Source organism: Wolbachia endosymbiont (group B) of Germaria angustata (genome assembly GCF_964026725.1).
GTDB lineage: Bacteria > Pseudomonadota > Alphaproteobacteria > Rickettsiales > Anaplasmataceae > Wolbachia > Wolbachia pipientis_C.
In genome coordinates, this window is record NZ_OZ034691.1 from 1,004,204 (window position 1) to 1,019,576 (window position 15,373).

Here is a 15,373-nt window from a genome sequence, read left to right on the forward strand (position 1 = left end):
GCCCTATAGAATTTCTTTGAGCTCAAGCTTCGAAAACAGTCTAAAAAAATTATTTGTAGTTATTTTTGCTACTTCTTCTGGCGATTCATTCCATAATTTCGCTAAACAATTCACAACGTATTTCACCATTGCCGGTTCATTTTTTCTTCCTCTGTAAGGCTCAGGAGATAGATAAGGTGCATCAGTTTCAACTAAAACACGCTCACGTGGCACATTTTGTGCAATTTCTCTTAGTAAGTTCGCATTTTTAAAAGTAATAATTCCAGAAAATGAAATGTATAATCCCAAGTCCATAGCCTTATAAGCAAGCTCTTTAGAAGAAGCAAAGCAATGCATTACTCCACTAAAAGCGTCCTTCTTCATTTCTGAATTTAACATATCAATCATCTCACTATCAGCACTTCTAGTATGAATAACTAAAGGTAATCCTGTTACTTTTGCCGCTTCTATGTGTGATGCAAAACTTTTTTTTTGATTGCTTTTGTTATCAGATTTATAAAAATCTAATCCAGTTTCACCGATACTAATTACCTTTTGACCCTTAGTAAATTCAACTAATTCACCAACACGTATACACTCACCTTTTTCCACAGTAGTATCAAGCGGATGTATACCAACGGAGCAGTAGACTTGATCATAGGATGAAGAGATTTTTAATAATTTAGGGATATCATTAATGCTTATACATATGTTATGCAAAATTCTCACACCATTTTGCTCTGCTCTTGAAATTACCTTTGGTATTTCATCATCAGAAAAATAAATTAGATGACAATGAGAATCAACTATCATAAATAGATCCTTTTATGATAGAAGAAAACTCTTCTATCACTTTTTTATAAACTTCTTTTTTGAACGGTATGGCACTGGCTACCAAATCATCCACATTTTGCCAACGCCACTCTTTGAACTCTGGATGATCAGTATAGTTAATATTAATATCCTTATCCTCCCCACAAAATTTCATTAAGAACCATCTTTGCTTTTGGCCAGAATATCTCCCATTCCAGCATGTTGGTATAACTTCCTCAGGTAAGTTATAGTGTATCCACTCTTTATTTTTAGCCACAATTTCTGCTTTATCAGTACCAACTTCTTCCAATAGCTCACGTAGCGCTGCCTGCTCTAGCTCTTCACCATCGTCAACTCCCCCTTGCGGCATCTGCCAATAAGAGTCACTATCAAAGCGTTTTCCAATAAAAATATTCCCCTGTTTGTTAAATAGCATTATGCCAACACAAGGGCGATACTCTTTCTCCTGGCTAACCACAAATATTCTCTGTTACTAAATTATCTATCATAGAAGTTTCAACTACTTTTTTACCATTCATTCTTTCAACAATTTTTTTTTGCAACTTCCTTCGTGCTTAGGTTTGAGTTATCAATTTCAAGTGAACCTTGAGGCACAAATAGTTTCTTTCCTTTAATTCTTCTCATAGCAAAATCTGAATCAGTAATTTTTCTCTCCTGCTCTCTTTCCTTTAATTGAACGCGCTTTACTAGTTCTCCACTATTACAATATAACACCACAGGGAGAATCTCCACATTCATTTTTTTACTTAAATTCACCACTAAGTTGTATACTCTTTGATCATAGGAATCACCTTTTATCAATTCGTTTGTAAATATATAATGCTTTGATTCTATATGGTATTTTTCCAATATTGCTAACATATTCTCTCTAATCACAAAAATTTTTTCCCATATTTCACTTGTAACCTCAGCGTTTCTGAAATCAATCATATCAAATATAATATTATTAAACAGGTTATTGTCTACTATCACCCCATCAATAATATTACACAGCTCTTTTGCAATCGTAAGTTTGCCACTACCCGGAAATCCGATTAAGTAAATGATCATACCATCAGAAAACTATCATATATTACAAATATATGTATTATAAACGTTACACTAGAAACATATCAAAAGTAGTTCATATTCAGAAATTTTGAGTGTATCATTACAGATAAATTATATAATTTAGAATAATGAATGGTGATACAGAATCAATAAAAAATACAATTGTAGATGTAATAGATCAAAACAAAGGTCAAGATATAGTTACTTTTGATGTACAGAATAAAACTGTCATTGCAAAATATATGATCATTGCATCCGGTGATTCGAGCCGCCATGTAAAAGCATTAGCTGAGCAAGTGATGAAAAATCTCAAGCAATATGATAAAATAGATGTAGAAGGTATGGATGAAGGTAACTGGGTGATTGTGAATTTTCAAGGTATAATGGTTCACCTATTCAGGCCAGAAGTAAGAGAATATTATAAGATAGAAGAGTTATGGAATTGATTATCCAGGTAGCTGGTATACACTTGCTCAAATGTTGTAATTTTGAAGGCAACCCTTATGAAGTTGGTGGTGTCATTCCAGTGCTTGACACTGGAATCTAGAAAACTTAATCATAAACGAGCACACTATACAACATTTTTGATGAAATTTCATAATAAACTGGATTCCAGCGTCAAGCACTGGAATGACGCCATCGTTAACAACATCGTTTACACACAAAATAACATATTATGAAACATAAATCCGAGTTTTTAAATTTCATTCAAGAAAGAGGATACCTATATCAATGTACAAACATTGAAGGGTTAGACCAGCTATTATCACAAGATAATTATATAATTGCATACATTGGGTTTGATTGCACTGCACCAAGTCTGCATATTGGTAGTCTCATTCAAATTATGATGCTCCGCCACCTACAAAAATTTGGTTATAAACCAATAGTTCTACTTGGAGGTGGTACAACAAAAATTGGTGACCCTTCTGGCAAAGACAAAGCAAGAAGCTTCTTGCCGATAGAAGATATCAAACAAAATATACTAGTTATAAAGAAAACTCTCGAGAAAATGATATCTTTCGATGATGGAAAGACTGGCGCAGTGGTAGTAAATAACGCAGATTGGCTAGATAACATAAAATACATAGATTTTTTGCGTGATATAGGTGCACATTTTTCTGTAAATCGCATGTTAGGCTTTGATAGTGTGAAAATTAGGCTAGATAGGGAGCAAAATCTAAGCTTTCTCGAGTTTAACTACATGTTATTACAAGCCTATGATTTTGTCGAGTTGAATAAAAAGTATGGCTGTCGTCTCCAGATTGGAGGGTCAGACCAATGGGGAAATATAGTAAATGGAATTGAACTTGGCAAAAAGTTGAATTTATCTGAGCTGTTTGGTCTTACCACGCCTCTTTTACTAAATGCACAAGGAAAAAAGATGGGCAAAACTGAAAGTGGAGCTATATGGCTTGATGGCAGTATGCTAAATCCTTATGACTACTGGCAATATTTTCGCAATGTTGATGATCGAGATGTTGGCCGTTTTTTGAGACTTTTCACCGACTTATCAATTGATGAAATAAAAAAACTAGAGTCCTTGAAGGATCAAGAAACAAACGAAGCAAAAAAGGTTTTGGCAACAGAAGTGACGAAAATATGTCACGGTTGCAAAGAAGCCGAACTTGCACGATCTGCTGCAATCTCTGCTTTTGAAAATGAAGACAGTTCATTGCTTTCTGGTTACACTATTACAAAAGAACAAATTGCAAATGGTATACCCTTGATAGACCTGCTGTATGACACCGGTTTTGAACCTTCAAAAGGTGCGGCAAAGCGTTTAATACAAGGCAATGGATGCAAAGTTAATGATAATACTATAAACGATGTTAACTATACAATAAAATCTGAAAGCTTTAAAGGTCAGCCATTTATAAAATTATCTGCAGGAAAGAAACGCCATATTAAAATTTTAGTGAGTGAAGTAAGAAAGTAAATTTGTCTCTGTTCAGCAGAATAGCAAAATAAGGTAGCCAAGAAAAGACAATTATAGGAACAAATGGATATCATTGAAGCAGCTGACACTGTGGCAGAATCGCTAGGCAACCCTACTATCGCTAGCAGTTTCTTGCTGTCGATTTGCTGAGATTGGTTTATCAACTTGAGTATCAGGCTTTGACAATTTATATATAGCATTGCCAACTATTAGTGCTGTTGCTGTCATTGCAACTACTGCTATCACTATAGGTATTAACTCAGCTGTAATTGCTCCGGCTGTAAAAAGTGCTATAGATATAGCAGTACCTAATAATGCAGTTACTCCACCGGCAATCCACCCTTTCTTAATTGCTTGACAATTAAGATAGTATAAAGGAGTCTCTCCCCACATATCTACTGCATTAACATTGACACCTCTTTCCACAAGAGCATCTATTATGGCCATACTGCGAAATAAAGCAGCATAGTGTAAAGGAGTCCTTCTCCATATATTTATTGCATTAACATCTGCACCTTTTTCTATGAGAGCGTTTGCTATGTTTATACTATCAAGATAAGTAGTATTATGTAAAGGAGTATCTCCTTTTACATCTTTTTCATTAACATTTGCCCTTTTTTCCATGAGAGCCTTCGCTATATTTTCTAGGTTAAAGGAAGCCACCAAGTGCAAAAGAGTCGCTTTTTCACCATCTTTAAACACATAATTTATATCAAAGCCAGACTTTTCCCACTCTTCATATTCCTTTGAATATCTTTTCAGCTCATTTTGTATTTTTTCAATTACGTTATCTTTGCTTAAATCTTTGTCAACATTAACTAAACTCAATAATTCGTGCCAATTTGAAATTTCCATTGCCATAACCTTACCTTTAATTTTCAATAATGTATTTAATTATATGATAAGGAGTCAATTTAAATAAATTACACATACATGGAACTTATCAGATAAATATATAATATGAACTAGATTCCAGCGGGCTTTGTTGCATCACTATCTATGAAAGGCTAACTATACAAGCAGCTTATTGAAAATCTTATTTTTTGCAATCAATCTGATTAAATTTAAGAATAGTAATTTATTGTTTGTACTAGTAAATTTAATTCTACTTAAAATAGCTAAAGCATTGAAATTCTTGAATTCTAGCTAGATTAGTGAATGATAGTAAAACTTCTTTTACTTAAATTTAGATATTTATTGACTGTCCTTACTATAAATGCTAGAATAATAAGCTATTGATATTCTACATTTTTATCTTTTATCCATCGTAGATAGCGATGCAACAAAGCCCAATAGCGTCAACTTAAGGAAAGATGTTAAGGAGTAAAATACTGTAAAAAATAGGACCTTTGGTTTCTATTTTATTTCAATAAAGAAGATATCAGTAAAGCTTATCTATTAAGGTGTCACATAGAGGAGTGCTATAAACGACTCAAAGTAGAAGCAGAATTAGAGAATTTTTCTGGGATAAATTTAGAAACAAGAATTTTGTGCAAACTTGGTCATGTGCAATACTTCATATGTGTGATGCACAAGAGCCTTGGAACCCAGATCAAATTGCTGAGTATCGTTTAAATTTTTCAGTTTTATTTGTGTAATGAGACAGAAACTTTATCAGGTGCTTATTAGCACCAAAAAACTTTCAAGCCCTTTTTAAAATACGCACTAAAGTTAACGTGAAGATTATATAGCCTCAATAAAGTAGATAAGCCTAAACGCCATCATGCCTTTAGGAGAGCTTGCTAATTTATTCTCTTAAGTTAACGCCATTGCCTGAACAAATACATAAAAAAGTAGTACTTGCAAGAAAGAGTTACTTAAGAAATTAATTAACTTTGCTATTTTCTCTAACATACCTAGAAGAAATAGATACATTATCTAATGCGGTCCTAATACTAGCATTGTTCTCATTAACAACTATAGCTAGCTCACAAGCATTCAAAGTATATCTACCATATGGAAACAGTACAGTACTTACTTCAGTAAATGCATCTTGTAGCATGGTACTATTTTGAGCTCGTATTAAAATAGAATTGACACATTCATTATTACCTTTATATATAGCAAAGGCAAGTGGTTTAATGACATACGTCACGCCTGGAAACTGCACAATATCTTTAGAAGTAAGGATATTTCGCAGTGTATCACTATTTTGAACTCGTATTAAAATAGAATTGATACATTCGTTATTGCCTTTATATATAGCAAAGCTAAATGGCGTTAAAGTATACGCTATAATATTTAAATACTGTACAATATTTCTAGAAGCAAGAATATCTTGTAATATACCATTTTCTTGGGCTTTTGTTAAAATAACATTAATATACCTCCCCTTATTATGATGTATGGCAAAGCCAAGCGATGTTAAGGTGTACATCAAACCATTTTGATAGTTTATAATATTTGCAGTAGTAAGAATATCTTGTAGTATACCATTGTTTTGAGCTTGTTCTAAAATAGAATTAACACATTCATTATTGTCTCCATGTATGGCTAGGCTAAGCAGTGTTAAAGTGCGTACTCCATCTGTTGGAAATCGTGTAGTACATCCAGTGATAAGAACTTTTAGTAAATCATTTCTTGAAGCTGCTTTCAAGATATTACTGATGCTCCTTCCATTCCATATGGATCTTTTTAGCTGAAAATACAAACCTTTTTGTTTTCGTGTTAAATTTTGATGATTTAGCATATTTTTGTAACCTCGCTTTAAAGTCAGTGCAGTTTAATTATTCTATGTTAGTATACACCGATAGAAAAAATTTCATCATATGTTCTGGAAAAAATTTACACAGGTTAATGAGGAAATCGTAAGAGAGAGCCTAAAAAAGGTTATAGAGAAGAAAAGTGGTAAGAATGTTGGTGTAGTATCCTCAATTGTTATTAAGGGTAAAGATGTTGCTTTTGCTCTTGAAGTTACTGAGCCAAATGAAGAATTAAGAAAAAATTGTGAGCAAGCTGTTAAGGCGATACCGGGAGTAGGGAAGGTTACTGTAGTTGCTACTGGTCAAAAACAAGCTAGGCAACAAAAAGCTAAACTTCATATCAAAGGAGTGAAAAATATAATTGTCGTTGCTTCTGGTAAAGGAGGTGTGGGTAAGTCGACAGTTGCACTAAATCTAGCTCTTTCGCTAGCAGAATTAAAACATAAAGTTGCGCTAGTTGATGCAGATATATATGGTCCTTCGATTCCTAAAATGTTGGGCACTGAGAAATTAAAATCAGAAATACAGAGTGGTAAAGCAATGCCTATAGAGAAACATGGTCTCTATACTATTTCAATTGGCTATTTTATTGATAAGGACCGGGCAGCAATATGGCGTGGACCTATGATCACAAAAGCACTTTACAATTTGCTAATGGGAACAAGGTGGTCTGATATAGAATATTTAATCATTGATACACCTCCTGGCACTGGCGATGTACATTTAAGTCTGATGGAGAATTTTAGTTTAACTGGAGCAATAATAGTTTCAACTCCACAGGAGCTTGCTTTAGTCGATGCACAAAAAATTTATGATATGCTCACAAAGCTCAGCGTGCCAATTATCGGCATTGTGGAAAATATGAGCTATTTTGTTCAAGATACTTCAAAAATATACATATTTGGAAAAGGTGGTGCAAAAAAAATGTCTGAAGAGCTGGGAGTCAAACTCTTGGGCAGAGTTCCTCTAGATCCGCAAATATGTAGTGCTTCTGATTGTGGAGACCCTTCAATGCTAAGTGAGGATTTAGTAAGGATTTATGAAGGCATTGCTAAAGATGTTAGGTCTTTTGTATGCAGTCTATAAAGTTTTTTTAAACTACTTTTAAAATAGGTAGAATGTAATTTTAGGTGAATAAAATATTTCAAATGGCAGCAGCTACCTCGTATCTGAACAGACAATAGACTTCTTGGATAACTTAGGAAACAAGTAGTAGAAGCAATATTAGGGAAGGTATAAATTTTGAGCAGGTAAGTAAACTTGATGAAGAGAAGCTTCGAAGACTAAGAGGAGTAAAAGGAAAAACATTAGAAAAATAATAGAAATTTTAATAGAGGAAGAGGCCAAGAAAAAGGCAAGAGGAGGAAAACCAAATAAATAATGCATATTTATTAATAGCACTCGAATATTTGTGTAAATACCGTACATATTTCCATATAGCGCAAAGCTATGGAATAAGTGAAAGTTCTTGCTAACAGCTGAATAGAAGATGCATTGATAAAACATCCAGATTTCAGGAAGATAAAGAGCTATTAAAGTTAAATAGGAGTATGCAAAAGTTTTATAAAAAGGGAATGTTCAACTCCCCCATAGAAGATCAAAAAATATCCTTAGGTTATCCAAGAAGTCTATTGTTGGTAAACATAAAAGGCTATTTGCCTTTTTATCTAGTTTATGCAGGAGATCTATATTTATTGTTGAGTGTGATTTTAGGCATTTCTGCTAAAACGCAACTTTTAAATCGCCAAAATTTCTCCTTGCCTTTACTAATTCCGATTCTTGGAGTGCACACATAATCTGGTTTGAGGTGATATTCATAGAGACAAAATTCATGACTTATAGTAAGGTCTTGTTTATTATGTTCTTTTGTAATGTTTAATTTTTTGCACAGTATGCCTGGCCCGCCTAAATTTGCTTCAAGCGGTTCAGTGAGCTTTAATCCTCGTATTAACACTGCTGCTGGAAATCCTTCTGCTTCTGTTACAATATTTAGACAATAGTACATTCCATATATAAAATATACGTACGAAAACCCTGGCGTACCAAACATTACTGAGGTTCGATTAGTATAGCCTCTTGCTGCATGACAAGCTGGGTCATCCATTCCTATATACGCTTCAACTTCAGTTATTATTCCACTAAAATTAGAAAATTTCAGCATCTTCCCTAGCAGCTCCCCAGCTACGGTTAAAGTTGGCCGTTCATAGAAATTTCTTGGTAATATTGTGTTATTCATCATAGAAGTACAAGTTACTTACATTTGTAAGCAAGTTATACTATTTTTGCTTTTTCTTATTTATTTAGTCAAGAGCATCTCTGAGAAGTAGAAGTTGGTGTTGTTGTCACATTTGTTACATCTGTTGAAGACTGCTGTAAAACCTTGACTGATTCAGAGCTCTTTTGTTGCAATTGCGTTACTAACGCTTCATATAAAGATTTTGGCTCACGTCTCTTACCTATTTTGACTTCTTTATTTGCACGCAACTGCTCTGCAGTAATACCGTTGCCTTCAAGGAGAGTTACACCATTCTTACCATCAATGTTAACTTTGCATTCTCTTCCATCAACATACCACTTTAAAGTCATTTCATATAACCCACTAATTATTTCATAAACTCTTTCCTCATTATCACTATTATTATTAATATAGCAACATGCCCCCCTCTTTTTTTCTTGATTAGGATGACAAAATGTAATTGTTCTTACACCATACTCTTTACATATACTACCGCCTAGAAGTTTAGCTATATCTACTCCTTCTTTATTGGCATGTAGCACAACTCTCACGGTGGGGTAAACAATATTCTCTTCCCTTTTGCCTTCTTTTATCATTATGGACCCTATAGTATGATTTTTCATACCTTCAGATATCTCTGCTTTAATTTGGTCAGCAATTTTACCTATGATCTCTTTGCCATGATAGTGAGATTCTCCTTTCTTCGGAGAAAAAGGCTCTTTGTTCGTAGTATTAGTGTCTGGATCATTCTGTAACTCAAAGAATTTATCCCATTCTTCATCACTGTCTAATTTGATATATTCACGCTTGTTCTTGCCTGATACTGCATTCTGAATACTAGACGATCCTTCTGTTACAGTTGTACAGAGCTATTGCCTTTACCTTTTAGAAGAACAAGATGCTCTTCTGACCTTTCTTCCTTACTCAACTTTGAAGCTGCATCACCAAAAGAAGGTTTCTCTACTATATGCGTGTAAGAACTTTTAACTCTACTCTCATTATCAGGTACTGTAGTAGCCCAAAAAAGCTTTTTAATATAATCTAACATATGCTACCTCTTACCATTAACTAAATATCAGTATGCAAACTTTGCTATAACTAATCAATAACTAAATTTACTCCAAATAAAATGAGCTGATAAAAAGGTATAAATTGAGATTAGGTAAAGCTTTTGGTATAATATCTAGTTAATTTTGAATAGGCAGGTGATCTCAGCTACAAAGACGTTTTTTATCTCATTTATTTTTGGGTTTATTCTCTTTCCCTATTTTATAAAACTTCTAAAAAAGATAAGTAAAGATGGACAACCAATCAGATCATATGGACCAGAAAGTCATTTAATAACAAAAAAGAATATACCACCTATGGGTGGAATAATAATACTCACTTCTGCTTTATTACCAATCCTGTTTTGGACTCAATTAACACAAGAAATTTTATTTTTAGTATTTATAACCCTATTTTTTGCTCTACTTGGATTTATTGATGACTATTTAAAATTGAAAACAAATCACCACCGAGGTTTAAGTGCAAAAACCAAAATACTTATTCAGTTTGTCGTTACTCTGGTCTGTATGTTTATACTTAAGCTACAATCTGCTGAAGGTTTTACAAAAATTTCTCTATTTAGAGAAGTAGCAATCGACCTTGGCTATCTATATCTTCCGTTTGCTGCATTTGTTATTGTTGGCTCTGCCAATGCTGTGAATCTCACAGATGGTTTGGATGGCCTTGCTGCAACTCAAGCCATTACTTCCTTTGCTTTTTTGGGGCTAATTGCATACATAACTCAGGCAGATGTAAACATTACTTTCTTCTGCATTGCATTTATAGGAGCTATTTTAAGTTTCTTGTGGTTTAACACACATCCAGCAAAAATATTTATGGGTGATGTTGGAAGCCTATCAATCGGTGCAGCTTTAGGACTCACTAGTGTTCTAATTAAAAAAGAAATGCTTTTTGCCGTTATTGGAATAATCTTTGTAATAGAGACTTTATCTGTGATTATTCAGGTATCATATTTTAAATATACAAAATTTAGATATGGAGCAGGAAGAAGAATTTTCCTTATGACACCAATACATCATCACTTTGAAAAGAAAGGGTGGTCAGAAAATACAATAGTTATAAAATTTTGGATAATTTCTATCGTTTGTTCGATTTTTGCTTTAACTTTCTTATTATAGGAACTATGAAATATCCAGATTTCACATTAGAAAATACATTATCAGGAATTATAGCAGGAGTAGATGAAGTTGGAAGAGGTCCGCTTGCCGGTCCAGTGATATCTGCAGCTGTAATATTTACTGATAGAGATACGGTTATTGATGGAATAAACGACTCAAAAAAGCTAACCCCTAAGTGTAGGCAAGTTCTATACGAAAAAATAACGTCTGTTGCAAAATTTGGTATAGGAATGGCAAGTGTAGAGGAGATAGACTCATACAATATCTTGCAAGCAACAAAGCTTTCAATGAAACGTGCGCTGGTAAATTTAGATTTAGAACTAGATTATGTGTTAGTTGATGGTAATCAACCACCTGAAGTAAAATGGCAAGTAAAATCTATAGTGAATGGTGATAGCTTAAGTATATCAATCGCAGCCGCTTCAATCGTTGCAAAAGTTACAAGAGATCGGCTTATGGAAGAATTGCATAATAAACATCCTCAATATAATTGGTATAAAAATAAAGGATATGGAACAAAAGAACACCTCAGCGCTATTGGCCTTCATGGAATTACGAAGCACCATAGAAAGAATTTTGCACCTATAAGAATACTATAGCCTTTAATCACTTACCTTTTTTGAAAGGTATGTTTTCATTAAACAGGCAGACTGTACTTGATCCGTTTCTTAAGGTAAATACCGAGCTTACTCTTTCAATTATCAGGTAGTCATCAACTGTACGAAAATTTATCAAGGACTCATATCCTGCAGAATCAACCATAAAAACTGCCGGGAAATCAGAGTTTATTTTATTAAATTGTAGATATGTAAATTTTCCGTCATCAAAAACCTTAATTGGTATTATTGATTGACTGCCTTTAACGTGCGAGATGGAATAGTTAAAATTCAAGCCTTTCTTTATAACCTCAATATCACTTATATCAGGGATAGTGGTATAACTAGCTTGCTCTAGAATATCACCGTTACTCGTTGAATAAATTTCATCACTGTTGAACAGTGGATAAAGAAACCTTACTTCATATGCTAACCTTGGATCATCTAGCCCGTTTGCTTCTTCAGCATGAAATTCGAAATAATAAACTCTTTTATTGGTAATTATAGTTGCATTAGTATCGGCAATATCATCTATAGGCTTAATAAATAATCTATTACCTTGAGGAAGGAGTTGCCAACCGGTTGCATCACCCATTGAAAGACTCTCTATTACCTCCCCTGGCTCAAACAATATGCTGGATTGATAACCATAAAAGCCCGTGTACTTATGTATAGCCTGTGGATTATAATTCATTACCTTTATGTGGTTATCACCAGCTATTGGTCGTGGTTCCTGTTTTGCAAGTGCATAACCACCACAAAAAAATAATAGTGCAACAAAGAGTACCCTAATCATAGTATCAAAATAAACTGATTTTTATTTTATCATTGATAGACATGCACTGCAACTGTTAAGCTATCCCAGTAGTAAGCGACAGAAAATGCAAGCTTCATAATAATTCATTACTGCAGGAAAAAATTCTTTAAACATTATTTTCATATATGTTAAAATGAGTTGTGAGGTAAATTAGGGAGTGTTAAATAAACCATACGCGTCAAGTTAAGGAAAAGTGGTATAAGGAAGAAAGGAAACGAAAAAAACTATTTTATATATTAAGTAATAAAGTTATTAATTTATAGATTCTTCTGAAAAAATCATCTCCTTCTAGATAAGAACTCCCTAAAAAAATAAATGTAACAAATAAAATGCCCATCTCAAATGTTGCTATATTTCACGATATTTCCTTAACTTGACGCGTATGGTTTATTTAACACTTCCTGCAAATTAACTACAGATTTTATGTCTAGGTTACTCCACAAAATTTTTTCTTTCCTTATCCAAGATTCAAATTTATAGTATCGAGTCCTTTTCATGAAATATGAAGCCATCTCAAGTTATAGTTAAGCCTATATTCAGCGAATTACTTTCGCAAATACAATTGATTTTAGTGTTATAATGCTCTAACAGTAAAGAAGTCATATAGATACTAATGTTTTTTGTGTCCAAAGGAATATCATTTTTTTTTGTTAACTTGCTTACTAATGATGTGCTTATTGATCTATGTTCATTTTCTACTTTTATAGTTAGTAGTGTTTTATCTTCTGTTTTAGCCAGCAAAATAGACACTAATTCAATTTGTGCCACTGCACTGACTATAGTTATCACCATATTGGAGATTATCTTATTTATTCTTTCAATTAAGTCTTCTGTAGGGCATTCACTTATCTTCCACTTAAGCTTTACTTTTTTTTTTAATAAATAATTTTCTATATTGGATTTAGTCTTATCAAAGCTGCTATTATCTGATGAACGAGAATACGCTTGCTTCATAACTTTATATTTATATATTAAATCATTAGAGCTTTCTTCAAGTAGTGATGTTATTTTTTTTAGCATATTAGAATTGTTTTCTTCAAGCTCTTCCAATCCACCCACTATTCCTTGCATAGAACTAGCAAAATCATGAAGAATTCGTCCTGATAGGCACTCTGTTATTAACATTATGTTTTTATTCATTGGATAAAAGTATAAATGATTTAAGTTAACCCTATATTGGTAGGCATGTAGTAGTCAATTTAAGAGAAAGTTTCGTTGCGCTTTTTGTGTCAAAGCATTAATGTAGTATTAATAATTATAAGATTTATGAAGGCGTTATGAATACTTATGCTAAATCTGGAATAGACCTTAAACTATATAATGAACTAATAAAAAAAGTTAAACCTATTATTGAAAAGACTAAAGGAGAAGAAGTAATTAGTGAAGTAGGATCATTTTCCGCATTGTTTGACTTTTCTTCGCTGAGTAAGAAATACGACCATCCAGTACTTGTTTCTTCAACTGATGGAGTAGGCACAAAACTATTAATAGCTCAAGAGGTGAATAAGCATGATACTATAGGTATAGACTTAGTTGCAATGTGTGTAAATGATTTACTTGCACAAGGAGCAACACCTTTATTTTTCCTTGATTACTTTGCAACAGGCGTTTTAAACAAAAACGTTTTATTGTCTGTAATCCAGGGCATTGCAGAAGGGTGCAAGGAATCTAAAATAGCATTAGTTGGTGGAGAAACTGCAGAAATGCCTGGAATGTATGGTAACAATCACTATGACCTTGCAGGGTTTGTGGTTGGTGTTGTTGATCGAAAGCAAATTCTTCCAAACTGTAGTATAATGAAAGCAGGTGACTGTGTAGTTGGTTTAGAATCAAATGGAATTCACTCAAATGGATTTTCTTTGGTGCACCATATTTTTAAAAGCTTAGGTATAAATTATAATGATATATCTCCATGGAATAATAAATCTTGGGGTGAAATATTACTGAAGCCAACAAAGATATATGTTGATTCTTTGTTGCCTATTATGCCAAAGGTAAAAGGCATTGCGCATATAACAGGTGGCGGGTTAATAGACAATATTCCAAGAATTCTCTCAGGAAATTTATTTGTAGACATAAATATTAATTCTTGGAAATGGCCAGATATATTTTTATGGCTGAAAGAAGAAGGCAAAATAGAAAAGAGAGAAATGTTAAAAACATTTAATTGCGGCATAGGTATAGTACTGATTGTAGATCCCGATAATATGAAGGATGTGGAAAGCCATTTCCAAAAGCGTGGAGAAAAAATTGAGATTATTGGAAAACTTGATGAAGCATGTCAGCCTCCACTTGATAGAGTAGTATTTAGTTAGTCTAACTTTACCGACAGTCTTTTTGCAACTTCTGAGTATGCTTCCTTTAAGTTTCCTAGATTTAAACGGAAAACATCTTTGTCTAGCTTTTTATGAGTATTTTTATCCCATAGCCTACAATTATCAGGGCTGATTTCATCGGCTAAAATGATTTTAGTGCTGTTGTTTATCAATTTGCCAAATTCTAACTTGAGATCAACTAAATATATATTTGCATTTGAAAATAGGTCGACTAAGATTTTGTTGATCTTTAAAGTTGTAGTTTTAACTTCTTCCATTTCTTTATGGGATAACCAACCAAAATATAGTATGTGATTTTCATTCACCATTGGGTCGGCTAGGTCATCATTTTTGTAAAAAAACTCGATTATAGGAGATGTAAGTGCCTCACCTTCTTTGATATTAAAACGTTTGCAAAAGCTGCCAGCTGCAATATTTCTAACCACTACCTCAAGAGGTATTATCTTGAGCTTTTTGACTAGCTGTTCTCTTTCGTTTAGAGCTTTTATAAAGTGCGTGCTAATTCCTGCTTCTTCAAGCTTTTCCATGATAAAAGCACTAACATGATTATTAATTATTCCTTTGCCCTCAATAATTTCATATTTTTCCTTATTGAATGCTGTAACATCATCTTTAAAGTACTGTATAACAGTTGATGAGTCTTCAGTTTCAATAATGACTTTGGCTTTACCTTTGTATATAGTTTTATTCAGTGGCAT

18 protein-coding genes and 1 pseudogene are annotated in these 15,373 nt (G+C 33.3%); 8 read left to right on the forward strand and 11 right to left on the reverse strand.

What is annotated here, in order from left to right; genetic code table 11:
• Positions 1–3: 3 nt before the first annotated feature.
• The 3 genes from AAGD63_RS04870 to AAGD63_RS04880 all read right to left on the reverse strand — a co-directional run bounded on the left by AAGD63_RS04870 (position 4) and on the right by AAGD63_RS04880 (position 1,863).
• Complete coding sequence (locus tag AAGD63_RS04870) at positions 4–792, reverse strand: TatD family hydrolase (protein ID WP_341813226.1); 789 nt, start codon at positions 790–792, stop codon at positions 4–6.
• Complete coding sequence (locus AAGD63_RS04875) at positions 782–1,270, reverse strand: RNA pyrophosphohydrolase (RefSeq protein WP_264330814.1); 489 nt, start codon at positions 1,268–1,270, stop codon at positions 782–784. Before AAGD63_RS04875 ends, AAGD63_RS04870 begins: the two co-directional genes overlap by 11 nt.
• A gap of 65 nt (positions 1,271–1,335) precedes the next feature.
• Complete coding sequence (locus AAGD63_RS04880) at positions 1,336–1,863, reverse strand: hypothetical protein (RefSeq protein ID WP_341813227.1); 528 nt, start codon at positions 1,861–1,863, stop codon at positions 1,336–1,338.
• Between the two features lie 128 nt (positions 1,864–1,991).
• Here AAGD63_RS04880 and rsfS point away from each other — a divergent pair, with 128 nt between their 5' ends.
• Both rsfS and tyrS read left to right on the forward strand, forming a co-directional pair.
• Positions 1,992–2,309: a ribosome silencing factor gene (gene rsfS / locus AAGD63_RS04885; protein WP_064085463.1), complete on the forward strand. Its 318-nt coding sequence runs from the start codon at positions 1,992–1,994 to the stop codon at positions 2,307–2,309.
• A gap of 230 nt (positions 2,310–2,539) precedes the next feature.
• Positions 2,540–3,802 (forward strand): tyrosine--tRNA ligase, encoded by a 1,263-nt coding sequence (tyrS, locus tag AAGD63_RS04890; RefSeq protein WP_341813228.1) that lies wholly within the window; start codon positions 2,540–2,542, stop codon positions 3,800–3,802.
• A gap of 102 nt (positions 3,803–3,904) precedes the next feature.
• On the opposite strand, the gene AAGD63_RS04895 is transcribed toward tyrS, so the two are convergent.
• Positions 3,905–4,657: an ankyrin repeat domain-containing protein gene (locus AAGD63_RS04895; protein WP_341813801.1), complete on the reverse strand. Its 753-nt coding sequence runs from the start codon at positions 4,655–4,657 to the stop codon at positions 3,905–3,907.
• Between the two features lie 510 nt (positions 4,658–5,167).
• Here AAGD63_RS04895 and AAGD63_RS04900 point away from each other — a divergent pair.
• Positions 5,168–5,548: pseudogene (locus AAGD63_RS04900) on the forward strand (IS4 family transposase); the annotation flags it as partial.
• Between the two features lie 79 nt (positions 5,549–5,627).
• Here AAGD63_RS04900 and AAGD63_RS04905 read toward each other — a convergent pair.
• Complete coding sequence (locus AAGD63_RS04905) at positions 5,628–6,491, reverse strand: hypothetical protein (protein ID WP_006014093.1); 864 nt, start codon at positions 6,489–6,491, stop codon at positions 5,628–5,630.
• 79 nt (positions 6,492–6,570) lie between these two features.
• Between AAGD63_RS04905 and AAGD63_RS04910 the strand changes: the two genes are divergently transcribed.
• On the forward strand, positions 6,571–7,590 hold the full coding sequence (locus tag AAGD63_RS04910; RefSeq protein WP_341813229.1) for an Mrp/NBP35 family ATP-binding protein: 1,020 nt from the start codon (positions 6,571–6,573) through the stop codon (positions 7,588–7,590).
• A 323-nt stretch (positions 7,591–7,913) separates the two neighbouring features.
• Complete coding sequence (locus AAGD63_RS06165) at positions 7,914–7,979, forward strand: hypothetical protein (protein WP_410542031.1); 66 nt, start codon at positions 7,914–7,916, stop codon at positions 7,977–7,979.
• A 197-nt stretch (positions 7,980–8,176) separates the two neighbouring features.
• Here the strand turns inward: AAGD63_RS06165 and AAGD63_RS04920 are convergent, their stop codons facing one another.
• From AAGD63_RS04920 to AAGD63_RS04930, 3 genes are all read right to left on the reverse strand, one after another.
• Positions 8,177–8,740, reverse strand: coding sequence for a DNA-3-methyladenine glycosylase (locus AAGD63_RS04920; protein ID WP_264331007.1), 564 nt, complete (start codon positions 8,738–8,740; stop codon positions 8,177–8,179).
• 68 nt (positions 8,741–8,808) lie between these two features.
• Positions 8,809–9,363: a hypothetical protein gene (locus AAGD63_RS04925; protein ID WP_341813230.1), complete on the reverse strand. Its 555-nt coding sequence runs from the start codon at positions 9,361–9,363 to the stop codon at positions 8,809–8,811.
• A 230-nt stretch (positions 9,364–9,593) separates the two neighbouring features.
• Positions 9,594–9,788: a hypothetical protein gene (locus AAGD63_RS04930; RefSeq protein WP_341813231.1), complete on the reverse strand. Its 195-nt coding sequence runs from the start codon at positions 9,786–9,788 to the stop codon at positions 9,594–9,596.
• A gap of 157 nt (positions 9,789–9,945) precedes the next feature.
• On the opposite strand from AAGD63_RS04930, the gene mraY reads away from it, so the two are divergent.
• Complete coding sequence (mraY, locus tag AAGD63_RS04935) at positions 9,946–10,926, forward strand: phospho-N-acetylmuramoyl-pentapeptide-transferase (RefSeq protein ID WP_006014054.1); 981 nt, start codon at positions 9,946–9,948, stop codon at positions 10,924–10,926.
• Between the two features lie 5 nt (positions 10,927–10,931).
• A complete protein-coding gene (locus AAGD63_RS04940) occupies positions 10,932–11,525 on the forward strand; it encodes a ribonuclease HII (protein WP_006014056.1) in 594 nt (197 codons plus the stop codon).
• A 7-nt stretch (positions 11,526–11,532) separates the two neighbouring features.
• Here AAGD63_RS04940 and virB9 read toward each other — a convergent pair whose 3' ends face one another.
• Together virB9 and AAGD63_RS04950 are read right to left on the reverse strand one after the other, a co-directional pair.
• Entirely contained in the window at positions 11,533–12,318 is a 786-nt protein-coding gene (gene virB9, locus AAGD63_RS04945; RefSeq protein ID WP_006014058.1) for a P-type conjugative transfer protein VirB9, read from the reverse strand.
• A gap of 534 nt (positions 12,319–12,852) precedes the next feature.
• Positions 12,853–13,479: a histidine phosphotransferase family protein gene (locus AAGD63_RS04950; RefSeq protein WP_341813232.1), complete on the reverse strand. Its 627-nt coding sequence runs from the start codon at positions 13,477–13,479 to the stop codon at positions 12,853–12,855.
• 137 nt (positions 13,480–13,616) lie between these two features.
• Between AAGD63_RS04950 and purM the strand changes: the two genes are divergently transcribed.
• Positions 13,617–14,654 carry a phosphoribosylformylglycinamidine cyclo-ligase gene (purM, locus tag AAGD63_RS04955; RefSeq protein ID WP_341813233.1) on the forward strand — a complete coding sequence of 346 codons (1,038 nt, stop codon included), beginning with the start codon at positions 13,617–13,619 and terminating at the stop codon, positions 14,652–14,654.
• On the opposite strand, the gene purC is transcribed toward purM, so the two are convergent.
• Positions 14,651–15,373 carry a phosphoribosylaminoimidazolesuccinocarboxamide synthase gene (purC, locus tag AAGD63_RS04960; RefSeq protein ID WP_341813234.1) on the reverse strand — a complete coding sequence of 241 codons (723 nt, stop codon included), beginning with the start codon at positions 15,371–15,373 and terminating at the stop codon, positions 14,651–14,653. The two genes, purM and purC, sit on opposite strands and share 4 nt — an antisense overlap.